Genomic DNA, 21,246 nt, shown 5'->3' with positions numbered 1-21,246 from the left:
TACCGGAGAAGGAACACTCATCCAATCCGGAGGAGGGTGTGATGAGTACACAGGCTCCGACCCGAAACACGGCGATGACCCGACCGATGTCGGATCAGCAGTCCGCCGGCATGCAGCAGATGGCGGACATGAACGCCGGTATGCGCCCGGCCGTCACGCCGGGGACCGAGACGAAGTCGGCGTTCAAGAGCACCGAGTTCTACGTCTACCTGATCGCGGTGGTGGGTGTGCTGCTCGCCTCGCAGGTGATCAGCGCCGACGTGGACGGCGTACAGGGCACCGCTGGCGCGGGCGACCCCTTCCCGGCCAGCACCGCCTGGTGGTACGTGGCCCTGCTGACCATCGGTTACGTCGTCAGCCGGGGTCTGGCCAAGGCCGGTAGCGCGTGGCGCAACTCCGGCGACCGGCACCGGTGACCACCGACGGTGAATGCCTCGTGGTGCCGCCGCCGTAGCGTGGGGTGACACCGCAGGCGACCCGGCCCGGCGGCTGGCGTGGACGGAAGATCCACGACCAGCCGTCGGGTCGCGCCCGGTCGGCGAATCACGTCCCGCCCGGTGAGCCGATGAGCCGACCTGCCGGTCAGCGGTCAGCTGGTCCGACCGGGCCGGTGCATCGGGACGTGGTCGATTCCGTCCTCGACGAACGGCGGACCGGCCACCACGAATCCGTACCGCCGATAGAACGAGGCCAGGTGCGACTGCGCGGCCAGGACACACGGTCGCTGCCCGACCAGGGCCAACGCCTCGGCCATGAGACGCCCGGCGTACCCGTGGCCGCGCTCGCCGGCCGCCACCACCACCCGTCCGACCCGCTGGCGCTCACCGTCGTCGAGCAGCCTCAGGTAGGCGACGACGTCGGCTCCTCGGGCGAGCCACAGATGTCGGGCGCCGGGTTCCAGGTCCCGACCGTCCAGTTCCGGGTACGGGCACCGCTGCTCCACGACGAAGACATCGGTACGCAGGCGGAGCAGCTGGTAGAGGGTGACCGGGTCGAGGTCGGTGATCGCCGCGACATGGCAGGTCACCTCGGTGGCGGACGGCACGGCGACGGATCATACGCCCACCACGGCGGCCCCGTACCGCCGTGGCGTCGCCGGGTCCCGGTCGCGTCAGCCTGGTCGGCTGCCGACCGCGTCCCGCACCGCCGAGCCCTGCTCGGCGTCCACCGTACGGGCGCAGTGCGCGCAGCAGAAGAACCGTCCCGACACCTCGACGCCGTGCCCCACGATCTTGCACTGGCAGTGTTCACAGATCGGTGCCAGCAACTGGATCGCGCATTCGAAGGAGTCGAAGGTGTAGGTGTCCCCGCTGACCGTCTTGATGTCGAACGCCAGCCAGTAGTCGTTGCCGCAGACTTCACAGGTCGCCATGGCGCGTCTCCCAACGTCGGACCTCACCTGGCAGCGTGCGCCATCGACGACGGCTGGACCGGCGAAACGGTGAAAAATCGGAAAATCTCGGCCGGTACGGGTCGGTCGCGCCGGTTCTGTCTAGGCCGCTGCGGTTCGCGCCGGTTTTGGCTAGGCCGGTTCGAGCCGCAGGGCCACCGAGTTCATGCAGTAGCGGGCGTTCTTCGCCGTGTACCGCTCCCCGTCGAAGCGGTGCCCGAGATGCGAGTCGCAGGTCGCGCAGCGGACTTCGGTGCGGACCATGCCGTGCGATCGGTCCTCGATGTAGCGCACCGATCCCGGCAGCGCCTCGTCGAAGCTGGGCCAGCCACAGTGCGAGTCGAACTTGGTGTCGCTGGTGAACAGCGGGGCGTCACACGCCCGGCAGTGGTAGGTCCCGACGGTCGTCGTGGCCACGTACTCCCCGGACCACGGGCGCTCGGTGCCCGCCTGACGCAGCACCCGGAACTCCTCGGGGGCGAGGCGGACCCGCCACTCCTGCTCGCTGGCGGGAAGTGAACTTTTGTCGACGGTCATGGCTCTACGGTACGACGTGCCGCCCGCGCCGCCTGCCGATCCGTGGCCGTCTGCCCTAAGGTCGGCGGTATGGCTGGTGAGAGCAAGGGCAGCCGGTCGGCGGCCAGCGTCGTCGAGGTGGCCGGACACCAGGTACGGCTGAGCAGCCCGGACCGGGTCTGCTTCCCCGGCCCCGGTTACACCAAGCGCGACGTCTTCGACTACTACCTCGCGGTCGGTGACGGGATCATGCGCGCGCTGCGCGACCGTCCGACCACCCTGCAACGGTTCCCGGACGGCGTCGACGGCGAGATGTTCTTCCAGAAGCGGGTGCCCGCCCGTGGCGTTCCGCCCTGGCTGGGGACCGCCCGGATCGCGTTTCCGAGCGGGCGGACCGCCGACGAGCTCTGCCCGGCTGACCTGGCCCACGTGGCCTGGGCCGCGCAGATGAGCACTGTCGTCTTCCACCCCTGGCCGGTACGGTCGGCCGACGTCGACCGGCCGGACGAGCTGCGGATCGACCTCGACCCGCAACCCGGCACCGACTTCACCGACGCGGTCGAGGCGGCCGGTGAGGTCCGGGCGATGCTCGACGAACTCGGCGCGACCGGCTATCCGAAGACCTCCGGCGGCCGTGGGGTGCACGTCTACCTGCGGATCCCGCCGCGCTGGACGTTCACCGAGGTACGCCGGGCGGCGATCGCCTTCGCCCGCGAGCTGCAGCGGCGTCGTCCCGACCTGGTCACCACCGCCTGGTGGAAGGAGGAAAGGGGGCGCAAGGTGTTCGTCGACTACAACCAGACGGCCCGTGACCGGACGATCGCCTGTGCCTATTCGTTGCGGGCCAACGCCCGCGCCACCGTCTCCACCCCGGTCACCTGGGACGAGCTCACCCAGGTCGAACCGGACGACTTCGACCTGCGTACGGTGCCTCCCCGGCTGGCCAGCCTCGGCGACCCGCACGCCGGCATCGACGACACGCCGTGGGACATCAGCCCGCTGCTGGGCTGGGCCGACCGCGACGAACGGGACGGTTCGGGCGACCTGCCCTACCCCCCGGACCATCCGAAGATGCCCGGCGAACCGCGCCGGGTCCAGCCGTCCCGCGCCCGGCCGGTGGCCGACTCCTGACCGGTGTCCCGGTGGCCGACTCCTGACCGGCGTTCGGTGGCCGACTCGTCCGGTGGCCGACTCCTGACCGGCGTTCGGGCCGGCACCCAGCCGGGTGCCGGCCCGGACTCACACCGGGCAGCGTTCGCCGTCGGCCGGCACGGTCAGCTCGATCAGGTACGCGTCGACCAGCCGCGCGACACAGTCCACGTGCGGGTACGCCGTGTGTTCGTTGCCCTCCCGGGTCAGCAGCACCCCGACGCCGAGCAGTTCGGCGAGCCGGGGAGCCTGCTCGTACGGGGTGGCCGGATCGCCGGTGGTGCCGATCACCAGGATGGGTGGGGCACCGACCGCCGGCCCGGTCGGGTAGGGATCGGCCCGCCCCGGCCAGTGCACGCAGCTGAGCAGCCCGACCGCGAGTGGCGCGCCGAAGACGGGGTAGGTCTCCCGCCACTGGCCCTGCAGGTCGCGTACCTGCGCGGTGGTCAGGTCGAGTTCGCTGTCCGCGCAGTTCACGGCCAGGTTGGCGGTGAACAGGTGGGAGTAGCCGCCGGCGGCGTCCCGCCCGGCGTAGGCGTCGGCGAGGGTGAAGACGGGTCGCGGGTCACCGTCGCGCAGCGCCGCCACCGCGTCGCCCAGCCGGGCCCAGCCGGCTTCGTCGTACAGCGAGGCGACCATGGCGTAGAAGATCCACCCGGCGGTGGCCTCCCGGCCGTCCGGTCCGGTCACCGGCGCGCTGCGGGCGCGGGCCAACACCTGGTCGAGCGCTGCTCGCGGATCGGCGCTGATCGGACAGCGCGTCGGTCGTCGGGCGCACCAGTCGACGAAGGTGGCGAGCGCGCGCTCGAACCCGGCGGCCTGGCCGAGGGAACCGGCCACCAGGTCCTGCTCGGGATCGATCGCACCGTCGAGGACCAGGGCGCGGACCCGTCGCGGGTACAGGTGTGCGTACGTGGCGCCGAGCAGGGTGCCGTACGAGTATCCGAGGTAGGTCAGCCGGTCGTCGCCGACCGCCGCGCGGACCGCGTCCAGGTCCCGCGCCGCCTGGTGGGTCGAGTAGCCGGCCAGCTGCTCCGGGTCGTACCTCGCGCCGCAACCTGCCCCGATCCGTCGGCTCAGCTCGACGAGGGCGGCGAATTCGTCCGGATCGCGGGGATCGGGGTCGGCACCGAAGGTCGCGTCCCAGTCGGCGTCGGCGACACACCGGATCGGCGCCGAGCGGCCGACTCCTCGTGGATCGAAGCCGACCACGTCGAATCGGCGCAGCACCTCGTCGGGCAGGCCACCGAGACGTTCGCCCAGCGAGAGGTGGATCGCCGTCTCGATACCGGGCACGCCCGGACCACCGGGGTTGACCACCAGGGAACCGATCCGGTCGCGTTGGCCCGCCGCCCGGACCCGGATCAGGGCGAGCGGCAGGGTTTCGCTGGTCGCCGGCGTCCAGTCGAGTGGCACCTCGATGGTGGCGCAGTCGTACGAGGTGCCGGCCGGAACGTTCCCGTACACCTGTTCGGCGAGCTCCGGACAGGCCCGCCAGGACGGTCCGGGACCGTCGGCGGCGGCCGACGGTCGGTCGGGTACGGCACCCGGCGAACCCGGCGGAGAACACGAGGCCGCACCCAGCAGGCCGACCACCAGCGGCCCGACCACCAGCAGGGCCGTGCCGCCCCGCCAGGCCGCCCGCCGCCGGTCTGCGGGCCGGTGCCGGTCCGTGGTTCGGTGCCGGTTCGTGGTTCGCCGCCGGTCCGCGGTTCGGTACCCGTGCCGGTGAGGCGGGGCGGGGAAGGGCACCGCGAGTCAGCTCCGGGCCGTCGGATCGCCGGCCAGCACGTCGTCGACGTCGAAGCGCACCGGGCGTTCCAGCTGGTCGTAACGGCAGGACCGGGGATCCCGGTCGGTACGCCAGCGCTGGAAGCGGGCGGTGTGCCGGAACCGGTCACCTTCCATGGCGTCGTACCCCACCTCGGCCACCCACTCCGGACGCAACGGCTCCCATTCGAGGTTCTTTCCGCCGCTCCAGCGACTGGGCGCGCCGGGCACCCGCTGGCCGGTGCTGTCGTCGCCGGTCGTCCACGGGTGCTCGGCCGGGGTGGTGCGCAGTGGGGCCAGCTCGTCGACCAGCTCCGCCCGTCGGGCGGCGGTGAACGAGGCGCAGACGCCGACATGGTGCAGGACCCCGTCGTCGTCGTAGAGGCCCAGCAGCAGCGAGCCGACCACCGGTCCGGACTTGTGCCACCGGAAGCCGGCGAGCACGACGTCGGCGGTACGCCCGTGCTTGACCTTGAACATCGATCGCTTGCCGGGCTCGTAGCCCAAGTCCGCCGGTTTGGCGATCACGCCGTCCAAGCCCGCGCCCTCGAACACCTCGAACCACCGTCGCGCGGTGTCGAGGTCCGTGGTCACCGGGGTCACGTACATCGGCGCGGCCACGGCGGCGAGGGCGGCGACCAGCCGCCGCCGTCGGGTGGTGAACGGCTGGTCGAGCAGCGCCTCGTCATCGAGGGCCAGGAGGTCGAACGCGACGAAGGACGCCGGCGTCTGGTCGGCGAGCAACCGGATTCGGGACGCCGCCGGATGGATGCGCTGGCCGAGTACGTCGAAGTCGAGCCGGGACCGGCCGCCGACACGACGCACGACGACCAGTTCGCCGTCGACCACGATCCGGCGGGGCAGCTGCCTGCGGGCCTGCTCGACGACTTCCGGGAAGTAGCGGGTCAGCGTCTTGCCGCCCCGGCTGGCCAGCTCGACGTCGTCACCGTCGCGAAAGATGACGCAGCGGTAGCCGTCCCATTTGGGTTCGTAGCTCATCGCCGGGCCGGTGGGCAGCGCGGCGACGGGTCTGGCCAGCATCGGTTCGATCGGCAGGGCAATCGGCAGATCCACCCGGACAGTGAATCATCCCGGGCTGACAGCCCTGGTCCCGACGCGGTGGCACCTCTACGGTCGGCTACGGTCGCCGGTCGCGTCCGGGTGGGCCGCGGCCGGCGGGTACGGCGGTCTGGCCGAAGTCCGCACCTGGTTGGACACCCAGCGTTATCCTGACCGTGACCCTGGGCGATCAGTGGCACGGCCCGGTGCTGATCTGCGGCAAGGGCACGAGCGATCTGGGGGTAGGTGCGGGTGCGGCAGAAGGGCGCGGGTGTGCCTACGTTCACCTATCCCGACGTCGGTGCCACCCGGCACGCCGGCACCGATCGCGCGCCGGCCGCCGGCGCTGACCTGCCGAGTGGATACCGGCATCTGCACTACCGCACCCGGCTACGCTCCGACGCCTTCACTGTCGCGGCCGACGCCGTGCTGACCTGGCGGATGCATCGCCGTGCCGGCGCGCGGATCGCGGCTTCGGCGCCCCGGGCGGACCCGGGTGTGTTGGTCACCGTGGGCTTGGGCGTCGGCCGGCTGCGGATGGCCGCGCCCTGCGCGGTGGTCTGGACCGCGACGAGCGACGAACGGGCCGGATTCGCCTACGGGACGCTGCCCGGTCACCCGGCCAGCGGCGAGGAGGCGTTCATCGTGGAGCGCACCGGCGGTGAGGTCTGGTTCGCGGTGGTCGCGTTCAGCCGCCCGGTGGCACTGCCGATGCGGATGGCGGGACCGGTCGGCGCGTTGTTCCAGTACGCCTACGCGCGGCGGTGCGGGCAGGCGTTGCGCCGTCTGACCCGCTCCGCACACCCACATCAGTAGCGGGTGAACGATCGGATCGGCGACCGTGGACCGAACCTCGGGGCGTGCAGGCCGGCGAGTTCGAGCAGCACACAGACCCGACCCCGGTGGCCTCGAAACGGCTCCAGCAGGTCGAGCATCCGGGCGTCGTCGCCGCGTACCTCCCCGGCGAGCGCCCAGGCCACCGTGTTCGGCAGGTGGAAGTCGCCGACGCTGACCGCGTCCGCGTCCGCGTAGGCGACCCGGACGACCTCGGCGGCGGTCCACGCCCCGATCCCGCTCAGGCTGGTCAGTCGCCGGGTCGCGGTGGCCGGGTCGCCGCTGCCGTCCAGCCGGGTGGCGACCCGCGCGGCGCGACGCAGCGTCTCGGCCCGACGCTGTTCGATCCCGAGCGGATGGAACAGCCAGTACGGTGCCGCTGCGATCACCATCGGATCCGGGCTCACCCACAGGCCGGCGGCCGGACCCGGTGCCGGGGTGCCGAATCGGCGAATGGTCGCCGCGTAGGCCCGGTAGGCCTCGACCCCGGTGACCTTTTGCTCCAGCACCGCGCGCAGCGTCCGCGCGAAGACCTGGCCGGTGGCCGGCAGCCGTACTCCGGACAGCCGGCGGGCGACGTCGCCGACGACCGGGTGCCGCTTGGCGAGATGCTGATGAAAGTGGTCGGCACCGTCATCACGTAGGCCGGCGACGGCGTCGGCGACGGCGACCACCTGGTCCGCCCCGGGCCCGTACCCGACGGCGGTCAGGTCGGTGCCGTGTCGTCGCAGGGCCAGGGTGCCCGGCCCGGCCGGGGTCCGGGCGGTCCACCAGAACGTGTCACCGATCCAGCGGGCGCACGGGTCGTACCGGCCCATGCTCAGCGACCGGACCGAGGCGGCGAAGCGGTAGCGGTCTGGCGGACGCAACATCCGGTTCGTCGGGTGTCCGGCCGGGTTGGCTGGTCCGGCACCGGCACCGGCACCGGCACCAACGCCGACGTCGGTGGCCGTCGGCTCGCCGGGCGACCCGACGGTCGCGTCCTCGGGCACCGTGCTCCCGCCGTCAGCCACGGTGCCACTGTGCCAGAGCGCCGGCACAACGCGGTGCCATGGGGCGGAGCGACACGGCACGGTGCCATGGTGCCGGAAACGGGCGAACGCCGGGACGATCTGATCGTCCCGGCGTCGCGCTCCCCGTGAGCGCGGTGCGAGATGTCTGCGGACCCGGCCGGATGGTCGGCCGATGCGTCCTCCTTTCTCGCTCAAGCGGTCGGGTACACAGTGGGGGGACGTCGAGCGGCCCCGTACGTGGTGGTGGTGTCGGTCCCGGCACGGGCTCTCCACAGCTCCGGCGGGGACCGAGGCACCTGACGGTCGGCCGCTCCCACGCTCGCGGAGAGGTCACACCGCCGAGGTCATCGGGTCACCCTGACCCGTACCGTGTCGAAGGCGGGGATCTGGTTGGCGCGTTGCATCATCGGCACCCGGTGTGACCCGTCACCGGCCCACGACGCGCACTGGGCGATGCCCGGGGTGGGCAGGCCCGGCACCTGGACTACGACCTCGTCGGCGCGGGCACCGCCGCCGCCGTCCTCGGTCGCCACGAAGAACGCCGGTACGGGCTCGGGCTGCGGGGCACTGCGGGTGCTGGTCAGCATCCGGCAGGCGGTGTGGAAGTGGCCACGGGTGAGTCCGTCCTCGGTGAGGAACGAGCTTTCCAGGTAGTAGCCGCCCTGTCCGGCAGGCAGGAACCGGTCGCGGACCAGGTTGCGGGTGCTGATCCGCAAGGTGAAGGGCTGGTTGACGCGGACCCGGTTCGGCGACGAGACGATCATGAGCTGCGGGTTGGTGTCTGCGGCACCGACTTCGCCGAAGGCGGTGCTGACGCAGCGGTCGCCGTCCTGGAAGCCTTCGTGTGCCGGCAGGTCGCTGCCGGTACAGTCGTCGCCGAGGATCTCCAGCCCGGCCGGAGTGGGATCGGCGGGCGGGTTCGCCGGGGCGCTGACCTCCCCGCCGGGACGGCCCCGCTGGTCGCGATCCCGGTCGCGGGTGCCGGCCGAGGACACCTGCGTCACCGCGACCACTCCGCCGAAGACGGCCAGCATCGTGGTCACCGCGATGATCCGGTTGCGGGTGCCGCTGAGTGCCCCGCCCTGGCGCGTCGGCTGGTCGTCCGTACGTCGCCGTCGGCGCTGGGAACTGTTCACGTGGGTGCCACCTCTTTTCATCGGACGGAAGAACCGTCCGGTCCAACGCAGTCGGTGATGGCTACTGGTACGCCAATACCTGAAACCGTATTGAGGAGGCCGAGAACCGTCAACATACCTCAGAACAACTACGGAACACTTAGGTGCTGCTTAAGCCGAAATTATAGTTCCGAGATCGACTGTGGGCACCACCGCATCGGTGGTGCCCACAGTCGACACAGGACCCCGCGTCAGTGTCGTCGACTCCGTCAACAGCGGCGACCGGCCGGCCCTGGCTTGGCTACGTCCGGCCGCCGCGATCAACGGACCTCGGGATCAGTAGTCGTAGTCGCCCGACTCGCTGTCGGCGTCGGATTCGTCGTCCTTGGCCACGTCGTCTTCGTCATCCTGCGGAACGGGGATCGGCTTCGGCGTACCCTCCGGCAGGCATTCCAGGTTGCGCGAGCCGTCGGGCTGGATGACGTACCAGGTGCCCGCGACGCCCTGGCCCTTCCATTCGCCCGGCTTCTCGTCGCCGGCGTAGTAGTAGATCGGCCAGCCGTCGATGGTCAGCTGTCGGGTGCCGTCGGGACGGTTGACGGTGCCGACCAGGTCCTCATCCACACCGGAGAGCACCGGGTCCCCGTCGGTCAACGCCGGCGGCCAGATCTTGGCGCAGTCACCCTCGCAGTTCGAGGTCGGCGGGTCGTTGGAGTCCTCGTCGAACCGGTACAGCAGCCAGCCGTCCTCGTCGGTGACGACGTCTCCCATCCGGTCGACGCCCTTGCCGATGAGTTCCTTCGTCAGATCCTCTTCCGCGACGTCGACGGCCACGTCCTCGGTTTCGGCCGGTTCGGGCGCAGCTGACGCCGCCGCCGCGTTGGCCGCGTTGACGACCGGCTGGGCCTCAGCGCCGCCGAAGTCGTCCGGGTTGTAACCTGCCGGGGCGCAACCCGGCAACACGAGTGCCGCCAGCGCGCCTGCGACTACGACGGTCCGCTTTCCCAGTGCCACGTGCCCTCCCTTTTTCGTCCACATCGGGCTTCACCAAGAGGTACGCGGGGCGGGGCGGATTGGATCGGCAATAGCAAGTGCACAATTTCACATCGACCCGTTGAACCGCATTCCTGGTTGCTGCGTGAGCGGGGTGGGCCGGCTCCGGCGGGTGGCCCGCCACGGACGATCCACATACGAAAGCGCCCCTGTCCGGTGGTGTCGACGAAATGCGTTCGCCGACACCACCGGACAAGGGGGCCCGTGGTACGCGGTAATGCGCGATCAGTCATGTTCTCCGTACGCTCAGACCGGCACCGTCACCAGCGCGGTCGCCACCCCGGACTGATCGACCGCCTGCACCTGGATCCGGTCGATGTCGTCGCGGGGCGCGGCGGTGGCGGCGGTCAGCAGCAGCGGTGCCGGCTGCTGCGGCGTGCCATATCCGGACTCCGGCACCTTCCAGGTGGACAGCACTTCGGCGGTGCCGCTGGCGCGGAGCACCACCAGCCGGCACTGCATCGGCCCCGGTACCCGACGAAGCGCGAACGACACCTGGGTGCCCCACGCCGCCTCTTCCAGCACCACGTCGGCCTCGACGCCGGTGGTCGGGTCGACGGTGCTGAACTTCTCGCCGGTCACCTCCGGACCGCCGACCCCGGACTGCGGATCGTCGACCCCGGACTGCGGATCGTCGGTCGCCGGTGCCGACACGGTGACGTCCGGCCCGGCCTGCGGCGGGACCGACCCGCCACCGAACCATTGCGAACCGGCGAAGAAGGAGACCCCGGTCAACGTGGCCACCAGGGCGAACCCCGCCGCGATCTGCAACGGTCGGCTGGCCCACACCCGCTGTGATCTACGGGCGGGGGCGAGCTGTCGGCCGGGGCTGGGGACGGGTCGTCGGTCGCCGGCGAACGGGCCGACCGTCCGGGTCCGCGCCGGCACCTCGTCGTCGGTGTCGTCGCTGACGGCGTCCGCCCCACCAGCCCGGCTCGCACCGGTGGGGCTGAGTGGAGGGAGGGCGGGACTGTCCTCCAACTGGCTGATGTCTACGGTAGACATCAGCCCGACGATCGGGACCAGTGATTCGAGTTCCGCCGCGCAGGCCCAGCAGCCGGCGAGGTGTTCCTCGAACCGTTCGACGTCCTCGGGATCCAGTGCGCCGAGCGCGTACGCGCCGACGTCCCAGTGCGCGGATCGTGTCATTCTGTAACCCCCCGCTGTTGCAGCGCCGTCCGCAGCGCTCGTAGCGCGTAGTAGACCCGCGACTTCGCGGTGCCCAGCGGCAGCCCCAACTCCTGTGCGGCCTCCGGTACCGTGCGTCCACGGAAGTAGGTCTCGACGAGGATCTCCCGATGTGGCTGACTCAGCGTCCGCAGCGCGTCGGTGACCGTCATCTGACGAAGCACCTGGTCCGTGCCGTCGGCTTCCGCGAAGCTCTCCAGATCCCGGTCGTACTCCTCGGTCGGCCGTGCCTTCTCGCTGCGGTGATCGTCGATGGCGATCCGCCGGGCCACGGTGACCAACCAGGGACGGAGCGACGCCTGCCCCTGGGCACCGAGGCGGTGCGCGTTACGCCACGCCCGCAGCAGGGTCTCCTGGACGATGTCCTCGGCTCGTTGCCGGTCCCCCCCGGTGAGCCGGAGCACGAATCCCAGCAACGGCCGGGCGTGCTCGTCGTAGAGCGTGCGGACGAGTTCGTCCCCATGGCTGGATTCGGCGGTCCCGGCCTGGTGGCGGGGACCTGCCGTCCGTGGCGTCACCGGCTCATCATCGCGTTCGGCCGCCCTCCCGTCGATCGTCTGCCAACGTTGCGTGGCTCGGCTGGCGGGCGAGCCTCCGCCGATCGCGCCCGGTCGGACCGCCTCAGCCTGCCAGCCGCTCGCGACCGCGTACATGCGCCGACCTCCATCAGACTGCACCGAACCCCGGCCCGCGTGGCTGTGGGCCCACCCCCAGATACGGAGCGGGCCGGCGTCCGGATCAACGGCCGCCCAGAAAAACTCCGCCCGGTGGCGGCGGCGACGCTTCGGCGTCCGCGTCGACGATGACGTCCGCCGCGTCGAGGAGCCGGTCGAGCGCCTCGCCGTGCACCACGCGGGCCGGAAACCAGTCTCCGGCGGCCCGGCGAGTCAGCTCGCCGACGCGTGGCGCGGTCCGCCCGGCCACCACGACCAGATTGCCGTACCGGCGTTGGCGCAGTACCGCCGCGTCGGCGATGACGCACATGTCGGGCAGTACGCTACGGACGGTGGCGAGATGACGACGGGCCCAGCGCAGTGGCGGGCCGTCCGCCACATTGGACAAAAGCTGCCCGCCTGGTGCGAGGATCCGCTCGACCGCCGCGACGAACTCCACCGACGTCAACCCGGCCGGGGTACGGGCAGCGGCGAAGACGTCCGCGATCACCAGGTCGTAGCTGGCGGGGCGGGCCTCCTCGACGGTGGCCCGCGCGTCGCCGATGCGGACCCGCAGGTTGCGGTCGGCCGGCCAGGGCAGTTCCCGGCGGACCAGGTCGGCGAGCGCGCCGTCGATCTCGACCACCCGCTGGGTCGACCCCGGTCGGGTGGCCATCAGGTACCGGGGCAGGGTCAGCGCGCCACCACCGAGGTGCAGCACCCGCAGCGCGGCGCCGACCGGTGCGGCCAGGTCGATCGCGGCGGCGATCCGGCGGATGTATTCGAACTCCAGGTGCGTCGGATCGTCGAGGTCGACGTGTGACTGCTGGGTGCCGTCCAACAACAGGGTGTACGCCCGCCGTCGATCCGGATCCGGGGCCAGTCGCGCCGTGCCGGTGTCGACCTGGACCGCCGGCGGCTCCGACCTGCGTACTCGACCCACCCGTGCAGTATGCCTGCCGACCTGATCCGGTCGTCAGCGCGGCAGGACGGCCGGCTGGCGCAGGGCTGATCCACCGGCTCCACCGGCTCCACCGGCGGACAGGCTCAGCGCCCGGTGCAGCAGTCGCGCGTCACCGAGCATGGCCCGCAGCCGTCGCTCCAGTCCGGCGATCGGTACCAGGTTCTGCGGTGCCCGTGGATCCTTGTACGGAGTCGACGCGAACCGGGGCAGCGCCGCCAGGGACAGATCCGCCAACGCGATCGCCGCCCGCGCGGTGATGTCGGGTCGGCACTCCAGCCGGACGATGCCCGCCCACGGCGCGCCACGGGGACCGGGTAGCCGCAGATACCACGAGTAGTTGCGCCACCGGGTGCCGTGCTTGAACACCGGGCTGCGTTCGGCCGGGCGCAGCCCGGTCACCACCGGTGTCAGCTCGGCCGGCAGATAGGTGCGGCTGTGCGACTTGACGTATCCGACGGTGGTCGGCAGCTGTCGCCCCCGCAGCGGACCGTCGACCACCAGCAGTTCCCCGTCGGCACCAGCGTCCGCTCGGGCCTGCTCCGACACGGCGATCTCCAGCGCGGCCAGCGCCGGCTGCACCGCCTGCGCCAAGGTGGCCGGGTCGGTGTGGTCGACCAGCCGGGCCGGGTAGCGGATCGCGCCGAAGGTCAGATCGGTCGCGGCCGCGTTCGGCGTGAACAGTCCCCGCTCCGGACGTGCCCCGGCCAAGGTCGCCGCCCCGCGCCGCAGGTCGCACCGGACCACTCCGGCGGCGTAGGACGCCGCCACGGCGGGGTAGGAGACCCCGTCCGGTTCGTCGCTCCACAGTGCGGCGTCGATTCGGCGTACCCCGTCCACCAGCAGCACCACGTCCGGGGCCCGGACCTCGGCTGGCTGCCGCAACGCCTGCCACGCCGCCGGTTCCAGCTCCACCGCGAGGTCGGTGGCCTCCGTGTTGTCGTCAGCCGGGCCGGGGCCGGCGGAGTCGGCGGCTTCGAACGACGTGCCGTAGCCCGGCTGCCACCCTTCGACGAACCACCGGACGCCGCGGCCCGGCCGACTCGACGCGGGGCGGGCCGGCCGGCCGGTCGCGACCCCGGTCACAGTCCGCTCCGCTGCACCCGCGCGGTCCGGGCGTCCTTGCGGACCTCGAACCGGACCGGTACCCGCTCGGCCAACGCCGGTACGTGGGTGACCAGGCCGACCATCCGATCCCCCCGGGCGGCCAGCCCCTCCAACGTCGCCGCGACGGTGTCCAGGGTGGCCGCGTCGAGGGAGCCGAAACCTTCGTCGAGCACGATGGACTCCAGGCTGGCGGCCGTGGTCGACATGCCGGCCAGTTGTTCGGACAGGGCCAGCGCCAGCGCCAGCGAGGCCTGGAAGGTCTCGCCGCCGGACAGCGTCCGCACCCCCCGGCGCAGGCCCGCGTCGTGGTGGTCGACGACGAAGAACTCACCCTTGTCGTGGACGAGCTCGTACTGCCCGCTGGACAGGTCCCGCAGGATCCGCGACGCCCCCTGCACCAGCAGGTCGAGGGCTTCGGTGAGCAGCCACCGTTCGAAGTTGTTGGCCCGCAAGTGTCCGGCGAGGGCGCGGGCGACCTGCGCGTCGTGGTCGTGGCGGGCCCGACGTTGACGCAGCTGCGCCGCCTGGTCGACCCGGTCGCCGATCCGCCGGAGCTCGCCCTCGGCCCGCTCGACTGCCAAGACCGCCGCCTGCTGGTAGCCGGCGGGTTCGACCGGGAGTCCCGTGCCGGGTGTCGGCCGGCCACCGGGCGGCGGCTCTCCGGCGGCGTCGAACAACTCGTCGATCCGGGCGCTGACGCCGGCGGCGGCCTCGTTCGCGGTGGTGAGGTCGAGCTCCGCCGCCGCTCGGGCCGTACGGCGATCGTCGAGCTGACCGGTCGCCCAGTCGGCCAGCGCCCGCCACGCGGCGGCCAGGTCGGTGCGGTCGGCCGCTGGCGGACGCAGCCCGGCGACCGCGTCCCGGCAGGTGTCGAAGTCCCGCCACCCGGCCTGCAACCGCTGCTCGGCCTCGGCGGCGGCCCGCTGGGCCTGCCGGGCCGCTTCCCGCGCCCGCCGGACCGCGCCGCCGGCCTGGTCGAGGCGCTCCTGCAGCCGCCCGATGGCGGTCAGCTCGGTGAGCAGGGCGTCGCGCCCGGGTGAGGTGGACAGTTGGTCGTCCAGCTGCGACAACCGGGTGCCGAGGTGTTCGTGGCGGGCGCGGGCCTGGTCGAGGGCGCGTTCCACGGCCCGTACCGCCTGCTCGGAATCGGTGACCACCTGCCGGGCCCGGTCGGCCGCCGCGCGGGCGGCGTGGCCGGCCGCTTCCGCCTCGGCCAGCCGGGACCCGGGTGCGATCGGTGGCACGGCGTCGACCGGCTGCTCGCAGACCGGGCAGGGTTCGCCGGCGACCAAGTGGGTCCGCAGCGCCTCGGCGCGTTGCGCCGTCTGCGCGTCCTGGTAGGCCCGGCGGGCCTGTTCCAGCGCGTCGTCCGCGGCTGCCGCGGCGGTGCGGGCCGAGCGCAGCGCCGCCGTCGCGGCGGCGTGTTCGCCTTCGGCGGCGCGTACGGCCGACGCCAGCTTGGTCGCGTCGGCGGCCACCTGGTCGTGTTCCTCGTGGGCCCGGACCAGCAGCCGCAACGTGGTCGGGTCGCCACTGGCGGCGAGTTCGGCGCGGACCTTCTCCTCGTGCTCCTCGGCGGTGACCACGGCGTGACCGGCGTCGGTCGCCGTGGTCCGGGCCGTCGCCACCGCCTCGGCGAGCGCCGCCACCGCGTCGGGTGCCCGGACCCGCCCGAGCCGGTCGATGTCGGCGTCCACCTCGGCCAGCCGGGCACTCGCGGCGGCCACCGCCTGCTGTGCCCGGGTCAGGTCGGGTAGCGCGTCGGTGACCGCGCCGGACAGGTCCCGCAGCACCGACACCCGTTCGGTCGCGGCGGCCAGCGCGTCGTCGTCGGCATCGGCCAGGCCACCGAGGAGCTGGTCGACGGCGTCGCGCGCCGCGTCGGCCTGCCCGGCGCGGGCGGTGGCCCGATCCCGTACCCGCTCGTAGACGTGCAACCCCAGCAGGTTGACCAGGATCTGTTGCCGGGTGGCGGGTTTGGCGTGCAGGAAGTCGGCGAACTTGCCCTGCGGCAACAGGACGCAGGTGGTGAACTGCTCGTACGGCAGACCGACCGCGTCCAGCACGGCCTGCTCCATCTCGGCGGCGCTGCCGGCGAGGACGTCGCCGAGGTCGTCCGGGCTCATCCCGGTGTCCAGCCGGGTGACGTCGAAGCCCGGTGGCATCAGCTGCAGGCCGGCGTTTCCGGTCTTCACCGCGCCCCGGGCGTCCCGGCGGACCACCCGGGTGGCGACATAGCGGCTGCCGGCGCTTTCGAAGACCAGCCGCACCCGGGCCTCGTTGGCCGACGGGGCCAGCGCCGAGGCGATACCCCGGCTGCTACCCCACCGGGGTACGACGCCGTACAGCGCGAAGCAGATCGCGTCGAGGATGGTGGATTTGCCGGAGCCGGTCGGACCGACCAGGGCGAAGAAGTCGGCGTCGGTGAAGTCGACGGTGGTCTCGTCGCGGAAGACGGTGAAACCGGCCAGATCCAGCCGCAGCGGCCTCACGACGAGGTCACCTCCTCGTAGAGGGTGTCGAACAGGGCCCGGACGCCGTCGTCGCCGTGTCCCCGGGAGTCCAGGTAGTCGGCGAAAAGCTCCGCCGGGGCCCGGCCGGCGCGGCGCGCGGCGGGTGTCGCGGTGCCGCCGGCCGGGAGCAGGTCCGGGTCGATCCGCACCTCCAGGGCCCGGGGCAGCAGCGCCTGCACCTCCTCACGCAGCCCGGCGCGCGGTGCCTCGCGGATGAACACCCGCAGCCAGGCGTCGCCGTACTCGCCGGCTTCGAGCTCGGCCAGGGTGCCCCGGACGGTACGCAACGCGGTGGCGGCGGTCAGCGGGACCTCCCGTACCCGGGCGGCGGTGCTGGCGGTGACGTCGACGACGCTGACCGACGCGACGTTGTCCTGCTCGCCGAAGTCGATCGCCAGCGGACTGCCGCTGTAGCGGATCGGGCAGGGCCCGTCGACGCGTTGCGCCCGGTGCAGGTGGCCGAGGGCGACGTAGTGGGCGCTGGTGGGGAAGACCGTCGCCGGTACGGCGTAGCCGAGGACGGTGTGAACTTCGCGTTCGCCGCCGCCGGTCTGGCCGCCGACCACGGTCAGGTGCGCGGTGACCAGGTTGACCGTGGGCGTGCCGGTGACCGTGGGCGTGCTGGTAGCTGAGGCCGGGGCCGAGGCCGCCGAGGCGAAGTCGCGGGTCAACCGGCCGATCACCCGTCCGACGTGGTCGGCGTACGTCTGGGTGGCCTCGGCGGCGGTCAGGTCGTACATCTCGGTGGCCCGTACGGCGTAGCGCTGGGACAGGAACGGCAGCGCCGCGAGCCGCCACGCCTCGCCGTCGGCGGTGACCCCCTCGATCAGATGCTCGGCCGGGTCCTCTCGGACCGAACCGCGCAGGGTGATCCCGGCGGCGTCCGCCCAGGGGCGTAGCGCGTCGAGCGCGGCACCGTTGTCGTGGTTGCCGCCGATCGCCACCACGGCGGCGCCGGTGCCGCGCAGCGCGGTCAACGCCCGGGTCACCACCCGGGTGGCGTCCGGGGTCGGTGCGGCCGTGTCGTAGAGGTCGCCGGCGACGATCACCAGATCCGGACGTTCGGCCCGGGTGATCTCCACCACCTGCGCCAGTACGGCGATCTGCTCGGCGAGCCGAGGCTGTCCCTTGAGGACTTTGCCGACGTGCCAGTCGGAGGTGTGCAGGATCCTCATCTGTCGGGTGACCTCCTCACCATGTGGGCCTTACCTGGTCAGAACGGGATGTCGTCGTCGGAGATCGCCGACCGGCTGCCGACCACGGCGAACGGATCGGCGGCCTGGGTGATCGAGCGCAGCGTGCCGCTCGGCGCGGCACCGGCCTCCGAGTGGCGGGTGGCCCACGCCGGGAACGGGAACTCCAGGCACAGCGGCACCGGAATGTCCGGTTGGTTGACGAACATCGTGCCGGGCTTGGCCAGCAGCACCCGCTGACGCGCTGCGGCGGGCAGGAAGCCGTACTCGGGACGGGACGCCTCGGCCGGGTCGAGTCGGCCGACGACCCGGACCGCCGAGTTGGTGACGATCCGCCGCTCCACCTCACTGGCGGTCTGTTGCGCGCCGATCAGGATCACGCCGAGCGACCGGCCGCGTTCGGCGATGTCGAGCAGCACCTCCTTGATCGGCGAGGAGCCGTCCCGGGGGGCGTACTTGTTGAGCTCGTCGAGGACCACGAACAGCAGCGGTTTCGCGGTGCCGGCCCGTTCCTTGCGGTCGAACTCGCTCTTGAGCGTCACCCCGACCACGAACCGCTGCGCCCGGTCCGGCAGGTTGTGCAGGTCGACCACGGTCACCTGGGCGCTGTCGTCGGTGCTGATCTGATGTGGTCGTCGGGTGGCCAGGTCACCGCGGATCAGCCGGGCCAGGTCGCGTTTGCTGCCGATCAGCCGGCGGGCGAAGGCGTTCACCGTACCCATGCCGACGGCCGAGCCGGCCCAGGCCGACCGGGTCTCCTCGTCGCCGAGCTGGTCGACGACGTGGTCGACCAGATCCCCGTACGAGCCGATCCGCCGGCCGTCGATGCTGATGCCGCCGTCGGCGGGTTGCGCGTGCCGGCGCAGGTACGCGGTGACCGCGTGGACGACCATCGTGTACTGCTGACGTTCGTCGTCGGCGTCGGCGAACACGTACGGCAGCAGTTGCTTGTCGCAGAACTCGGCGACGGTCCAGTAGAAGCTGTCCACGCCGGTCGGTCGGCTTTTTACATCGGGGGTGCCGGAGGCGTCGCCGGCCCGGGGCGGGGCGTAGACCCGTACGTCGGGGAAGGCCCCGGCGGGCAGGCCGAGCCGGGCGTACGCGGTCGTCGTCGCCTCGTCCAACCGGACGTTGGGGTGGTCGAGGAAGAGGAGGTCCTCGCCTTTGACGTTGAAGATCAGCGCCTTGGCGTTAACCGCGTCACCGCCGAGTCGGCCGGAGCGGAACACCGAATAGAGCAGGAACATGGCGAAGCTGGTCTTGGTGGCCACCCCGGAGATGCCGGAGATCGACACGTGCGCGCCGCGTTGGCCGTCGAGGAAGTCGGCGTTGAGGTAGACCGGGACGCTGTCGCGGCCGAATCCCATCGGGATCTGCCGCTCCATCCGGTCGAAGTGCAGCGCGCGGGCCCGGGCGTCACCTTCGGCCCGCCAGACCGGCGCGCCCGGCTGCGGCGGTACGTAGATCTCGGGGTCGAGTCGGGTGGCGGTGATCTCGGCGGCTTCCTGCACCTGTGCGGGCAGGGTGCCGTCGGCGATGGCGAAGACGTCGGAGTCGAACTGGGCACCTTCGTGCCGGGCCCGTACCTGGGTCACCACCCCGGCGATGGTCACCGGCGGTTGTCCGGGCAGCGCGCGTCGGGTCACCACGACGTCGTCGAGTTGCAGGTAGCTGCCGGCTTCGACGGCGGTCCAGAACTGTAGGGGAGTGGCGTCCGCGGTGCCGAGGACCCGACCGACCGCCGATCCCAGAGCCGGCCCGTCGGGGTCGGGACCGTCGTAGTCCGGACCGTCGTAGTCCGGCCATTCGGGCTCCGCAATCAGGTCACTCATTGTGATGTCCTGATCGCTGTATCTCGCGTCGCTTCGTACCCACGGGTTGCATCCTGCCGCACGGGTACGACCCCGAGGCGAACCGACTCGGGGAGCCGGCTCGATTTCCGCGTCCGGCGGGGTAATCAACGATGATCGGCGCCTTGGCGTGAACGTTATATCACTGTGGGTGATCGGGGTGAGGTGGTGTCGGGTCGGGTCGGCGCAGATAGCGCAGCAGGAGCAGACCGTCGTCGGCCACCAACACCTGGCGCAGGTCGAGTTGGCGTACGGGGCTGAGCGGACCGGCGGTGATCCGGCCGGCGCCAGCGCCGGCGAGCAGCGGCGACACGCTCAGGCAGAGCTCGTCCACCAGGTCGGCGGCGGTCAGGGCGCCGAACAGCATCGGGCCGCCTTCGCAGAGCAGGTGCCGGTGTCCCCGGGCCCGCAGCAGGTCCAGGCCGGCGGTCAGGTCCACCGACGGGTCGCCCTCCGCGATCACGTCGGCGACCGGCGCCAATCGGCGTCGGCGGTCGGCAGACGCGGTGCGCGTGGTCAGCACGATCGGCCGGACCGGGGAGTCGGCCAGCGCCGGATGCGTCGGATCGAGGTCGAGTGAACCGGAGACGACCACCAGGGTGGGCTGCTCGGGTAGCCCGTGTCGCCGCCGCCAGGACCGCCGTCGGGGATCCAGCCGCAGCGGACGGTACCGCTCCTGGCGGAGCGTGCCGGCGCCGACGAGCAACGCGTCGCAGAGCATCCGCAGGATCGCGAAGACCCGCTTGTCCGCCGGGCTCGACAGACCGGTGGACCGGCCCGCCACGGTGACCGCCCCGTCGGCGCTGGTCACGAAGTTGACGCGCAGATGGGGAAGAGCCGGGTTGGCGTAGCTGTCGACGAGCGCCTCGTCGTCCAGGTCGACGGGGCAGGGTCGGATCGGTGCCAGTCGTCGGATCCCTGGTGCCGGGGGTGTCGGAGACCGGTCGCCGGCGGCGTCGAGGCTCATTCGCCCGCCGGACCCGTGACAGGTGGGGTGGGGGCGGGGGTACGGTGCTGACAGTCGCACCAGTTACCGCCCGGACACCTACCGTGCTGCCCCACGCGGCACGCACCACAGATCATGGTCCGAGCCTAGGCCAGAGGAGCGGTGGACATGCCTCGTCAGATCTTTCGACTGAAGGTGACCCTGACCGACGTCACCCCCTCGGTCTGGCGCCGGTTGCTGGTGCCCGGCGGCTACACCCTCGACCGGGTGCACCGGGTGATCCAGCACGCGATGGGCTGGCACGACTGCCACCTGCACTCGTTCGAGATCGACGGTGCACAGTACGGTGTGCCCGACCCGGACGGGGAGTTGCTGCTGCGCGACGAGTTGGACGTACGGCTCGACGTGGTGGCGGGCAAAGGCGCCCGGCTTCGCTACACGTACGACTTCGGGGACTGGTGGGAGCACGACGTCGTGGTCGAGGACGTCAGCCTCGCCGAGCCGGACGTACGGTATCCACTGTGCCTCGACGGCGCGGGCGGCTGTCCGCCGGAGGACGTCGGCGGGGCGTACGGGTACGCCGAGTTCCTCGCCGCGGTCGCCGATCCGGCCCATCCCCGCCACGCCGACATGATCGCCTGGGCGGGTCCGCGTTTCGATCCGCACACCTTCGATCCGGCCCGCGTCACCACGCTCCTGCGCCGGTTCGCCTGACCGACCGACCGACCGACCGACCGCCGGCGGCCAGTCCGTCGGTTCACCGTCAGGCGTCCGTCGGTTCACCGCTAGGCGACCAGCGGTTTCCGGGCCGGTGACCACCCGTGGGTCGATCCGGCGCCCCGCTGGACGGGGTCAGCTCCGGCAGTAACGAAATGGGAACGCTCCCAGTGGCCCCTTGACACCTCCGAAACCTCCCGGCAATCTCATGGGAGCGCT

At 72.0% G+C, this 21,246-nt stretch carries 20 protein-coding genes; 4 read left to right on the top strand and 16 right to left on the bottom strand.

The window, feature by feature from the left end; all coding sequences use genetic code 11:
- Positions 1–41: 41 nt before the first annotated feature.
- Positions 42–416, top strand: coding sequence for a hypothetical protein (locus O7632_RS23210; RefSeq protein ID WP_278117200.1), 375 nt, complete (start codon positions 42–44; stop codon positions 414–416).
- 173 nt (positions 417–589) lie between these two features.
- Here O7632_RS23210 and O7632_RS23205 read toward each other — a convergent pair whose 3' ends face one another.
- From O7632_RS23205 to msrB, 3 genes are all read right to left on the bottom strand, one after another.
- On the bottom strand, positions 590–1,045 hold the full coding sequence (locus tag O7632_RS23205; RefSeq protein ID WP_278117198.1) for a GNAT family N-acetyltransferase: 456 nt from the start codon (positions 1,043–1,045) through the stop codon (positions 590–592).
- 66 nt (positions 1,046–1,111) lie between these two features.
- Positions 1,112–1,372, bottom strand: a complete 261-nt coding sequence (locus O7632_RS23200) for a Prokaryotic metallothionein (RefSeq protein ID WP_278117196.1) — start codon at positions 1,370–1,372, stop codon at positions 1,112–1,114.
- 150 nt (positions 1,373–1,522) lie between these two features.
- Positions 1,523–1,927 carry a peptide-methionine (R)-S-oxide reductase MsrB gene (msrB, locus tag O7632_RS23195; protein WP_278117195.1) on the bottom strand — a complete coding sequence of 135 codons (405 nt, stop codon included), beginning with the start codon at positions 1,925–1,927 and terminating at the stop codon, positions 1,523–1,525.
- A gap of 69 nt (positions 1,928–1,996) precedes the next feature.
- Here msrB and ligD point away from each other — a divergent pair, with 69 nt between their 5' ends.
- A complete protein-coding gene (ligD, locus tag O7632_RS23190) occupies positions 1,997–3,037 on the top strand; it encodes a non-homologous end-joining DNA ligase (protein ID WP_278117193.1) in 1,041 nt (346 codons plus the stop codon).
- Between the two features lie 108 nt (positions 3,038–3,145).
- Here the strand turns inward: ligD and O7632_RS23185 are convergent, their stop codons facing one another.
- Positions 3,146–4,666 carry an alpha/beta hydrolase gene (locus O7632_RS23185; protein ID WP_278117192.1) on the bottom strand — a complete coding sequence of 507 codons (1,521 nt, stop codon included), beginning with the start codon at positions 4,664–4,666 and terminating at the stop codon, positions 3,146–3,148.
- A 147-nt stretch (positions 4,667–4,813) separates the two neighbouring features.
- A complete protein-coding gene (locus tag O7632_RS23180) occupies positions 4,814–5,899 on the bottom strand; it encodes an ATP-dependent DNA ligase (protein WP_278117190.1) in 1,086 nt (361 codons plus the stop codon).
- Between the two features lie 258 nt (positions 5,900–6,157).
- Between O7632_RS23180 and O7632_RS23175 the strand changes: the two genes are divergently transcribed.
- The gene (locus tag O7632_RS23175) at positions 6,158–6,700 is read left to right on the top strand and encodes a DUF1990 domain-containing protein (protein ID WP_278117188.1); all 543 of its coding nucleotides are present in this window, start codon (positions 6,158–6,160) and stop codon (positions 6,698–6,700) included.
- Here O7632_RS23175 and O7632_RS23170 read toward each other — a convergent pair.
- The 11 genes from O7632_RS23170 to O7632_RS23120 all read right to left on the bottom strand — a co-directional run bounded on the left by O7632_RS23170 (position 6,694) and on the right by O7632_RS23120 (position 20,331).
- A complete protein-coding gene (locus tag O7632_RS23170) occupies positions 6,694–7,590 on the bottom strand; it encodes a DNA-3-methyladenine glycosylase 2 family protein (protein WP_278120301.1) in 897 nt (298 codons plus the stop codon). The two genes, O7632_RS23175 and O7632_RS23170, sit on opposite strands and share 7 nt — an antisense overlap.
- A 485-nt stretch (positions 7,591–8,075) precedes the next feature.
- Entirely contained in the window at positions 8,076–8,867 is a 792-nt protein-coding gene (locus O7632_RS23165; RefSeq protein WP_347403589.1) for a hypothetical protein, read from the bottom strand.
- A 315-nt stretch (positions 8,868–9,182) separates the two neighbouring features.
- Positions 9,183–9,860, bottom strand: coding sequence for a hypothetical protein (locus tag O7632_RS23160; protein ID WP_278117186.1), 678 nt, complete (start codon positions 9,858–9,860; stop codon positions 9,183–9,185).
- A 285-nt stretch (positions 9,861–10,145) separates the two neighbouring features.
- On the bottom strand, positions 10,146–11,048 hold the full coding sequence (locus O7632_RS23155; protein WP_278117185.1) for a zf-HC2 domain-containing protein: 903 nt from the start codon (positions 11,046–11,048) through the stop codon (positions 10,146–10,148).
- Positions 11,045–11,740: a sigma-70 family RNA polymerase sigma factor gene (locus O7632_RS23150; protein WP_278117183.1), complete on the bottom strand. Its 696-nt coding sequence runs from the start codon at positions 11,738–11,740 to the stop codon at positions 11,045–11,047. The genes O7632_RS23155 and O7632_RS23150 overlap by 4 nt, the downstream gene beginning before the upstream one ends.
- A gap of 85 nt (positions 11,741–11,825) precedes the next feature.
- Positions 11,826–12,683: a fused MFS/spermidine synthase gene (locus O7632_RS23145; RefSeq protein WP_278117181.1), complete on the bottom strand. Its 858-nt coding sequence runs from the start codon at positions 12,681–12,683 to the stop codon at positions 11,826–11,828.
- Between the two features lie 33 nt (positions 12,684–12,716).
- The gene (locus O7632_RS23140; protein ID WP_278117179.1) at positions 12,717–13,787 is read right to left on the bottom strand and encodes a hypothetical protein; all 1,071 of its coding nucleotides are present in this window, start codon (positions 13,785–13,787) and stop codon (positions 12,717–12,719) included.
- Positions 13,784–16,300: an SMC family ATPase gene (locus O7632_RS23135; protein WP_278117178.1), complete on the bottom strand. Its 2,517-nt coding sequence runs from the start codon at positions 16,298–16,300 to the stop codon at positions 13,784–13,786. The genes O7632_RS23140 and O7632_RS23135 overlap by 4 nt, the downstream gene beginning before the upstream one ends.
- Complete coding sequence (locus tag O7632_RS23130) at positions 16,297–17,496, bottom strand: exonuclease SbcCD subunit D C-terminal domain-containing protein (protein WP_278117176.1); 1,200 nt, start codon at positions 17,494–17,496, stop codon at positions 16,297–16,299. Before O7632_RS23130 ends, O7632_RS23135 begins: the two co-directional genes overlap by 4 nt.
- Before the next feature lie 38 nt (positions 17,497–17,534).
- Entirely contained in the window at positions 17,535–19,346 is a 1,812-nt protein-coding gene (locus tag O7632_RS23125) for an ATP-binding protein (RefSeq protein WP_278117174.1), read from the bottom strand.
- A 160-nt stretch (positions 19,347–19,506) separates the two neighbouring features.
- On the bottom strand, positions 19,507–20,331 hold the full coding sequence (locus O7632_RS23120; protein ID WP_278117172.1) for a pyrimidine reductase family protein: 825 nt from the start codon (positions 20,329–20,331) through the stop codon (positions 19,507–19,509).
- A gap of 147 nt (positions 20,332–20,478) precedes the next feature.
- On the opposite strand from O7632_RS23120, the gene O7632_RS23115 reads away from it, so the two are divergent.
- Positions 20,479–21,024 (top strand): plasmid pRiA4b ORF-3 family protein, encoded by a 546-nt coding sequence (locus tag O7632_RS23115; protein WP_278117170.1) that lies wholly within the window; start codon positions 20,479–20,481, stop codon positions 21,022–21,024.
- The last annotated feature ends 222 nt before the right edge of the window (positions 21,025–21,246 follow it).

Origin of the sequence: Solwaraspora sp. WMMD406 (genome assembly GCF_029626025.1) — a bacterium.
GTDB lineage: Bacteria > Actinomycetota > Actinomycetes > Mycobacteriales > Micromonosporaceae > Micromonospora_E.
Note: the sequence above shows the minus strand (reverse complement) of the source record. Positions and strands in the feature narration are given on the sequence as shown.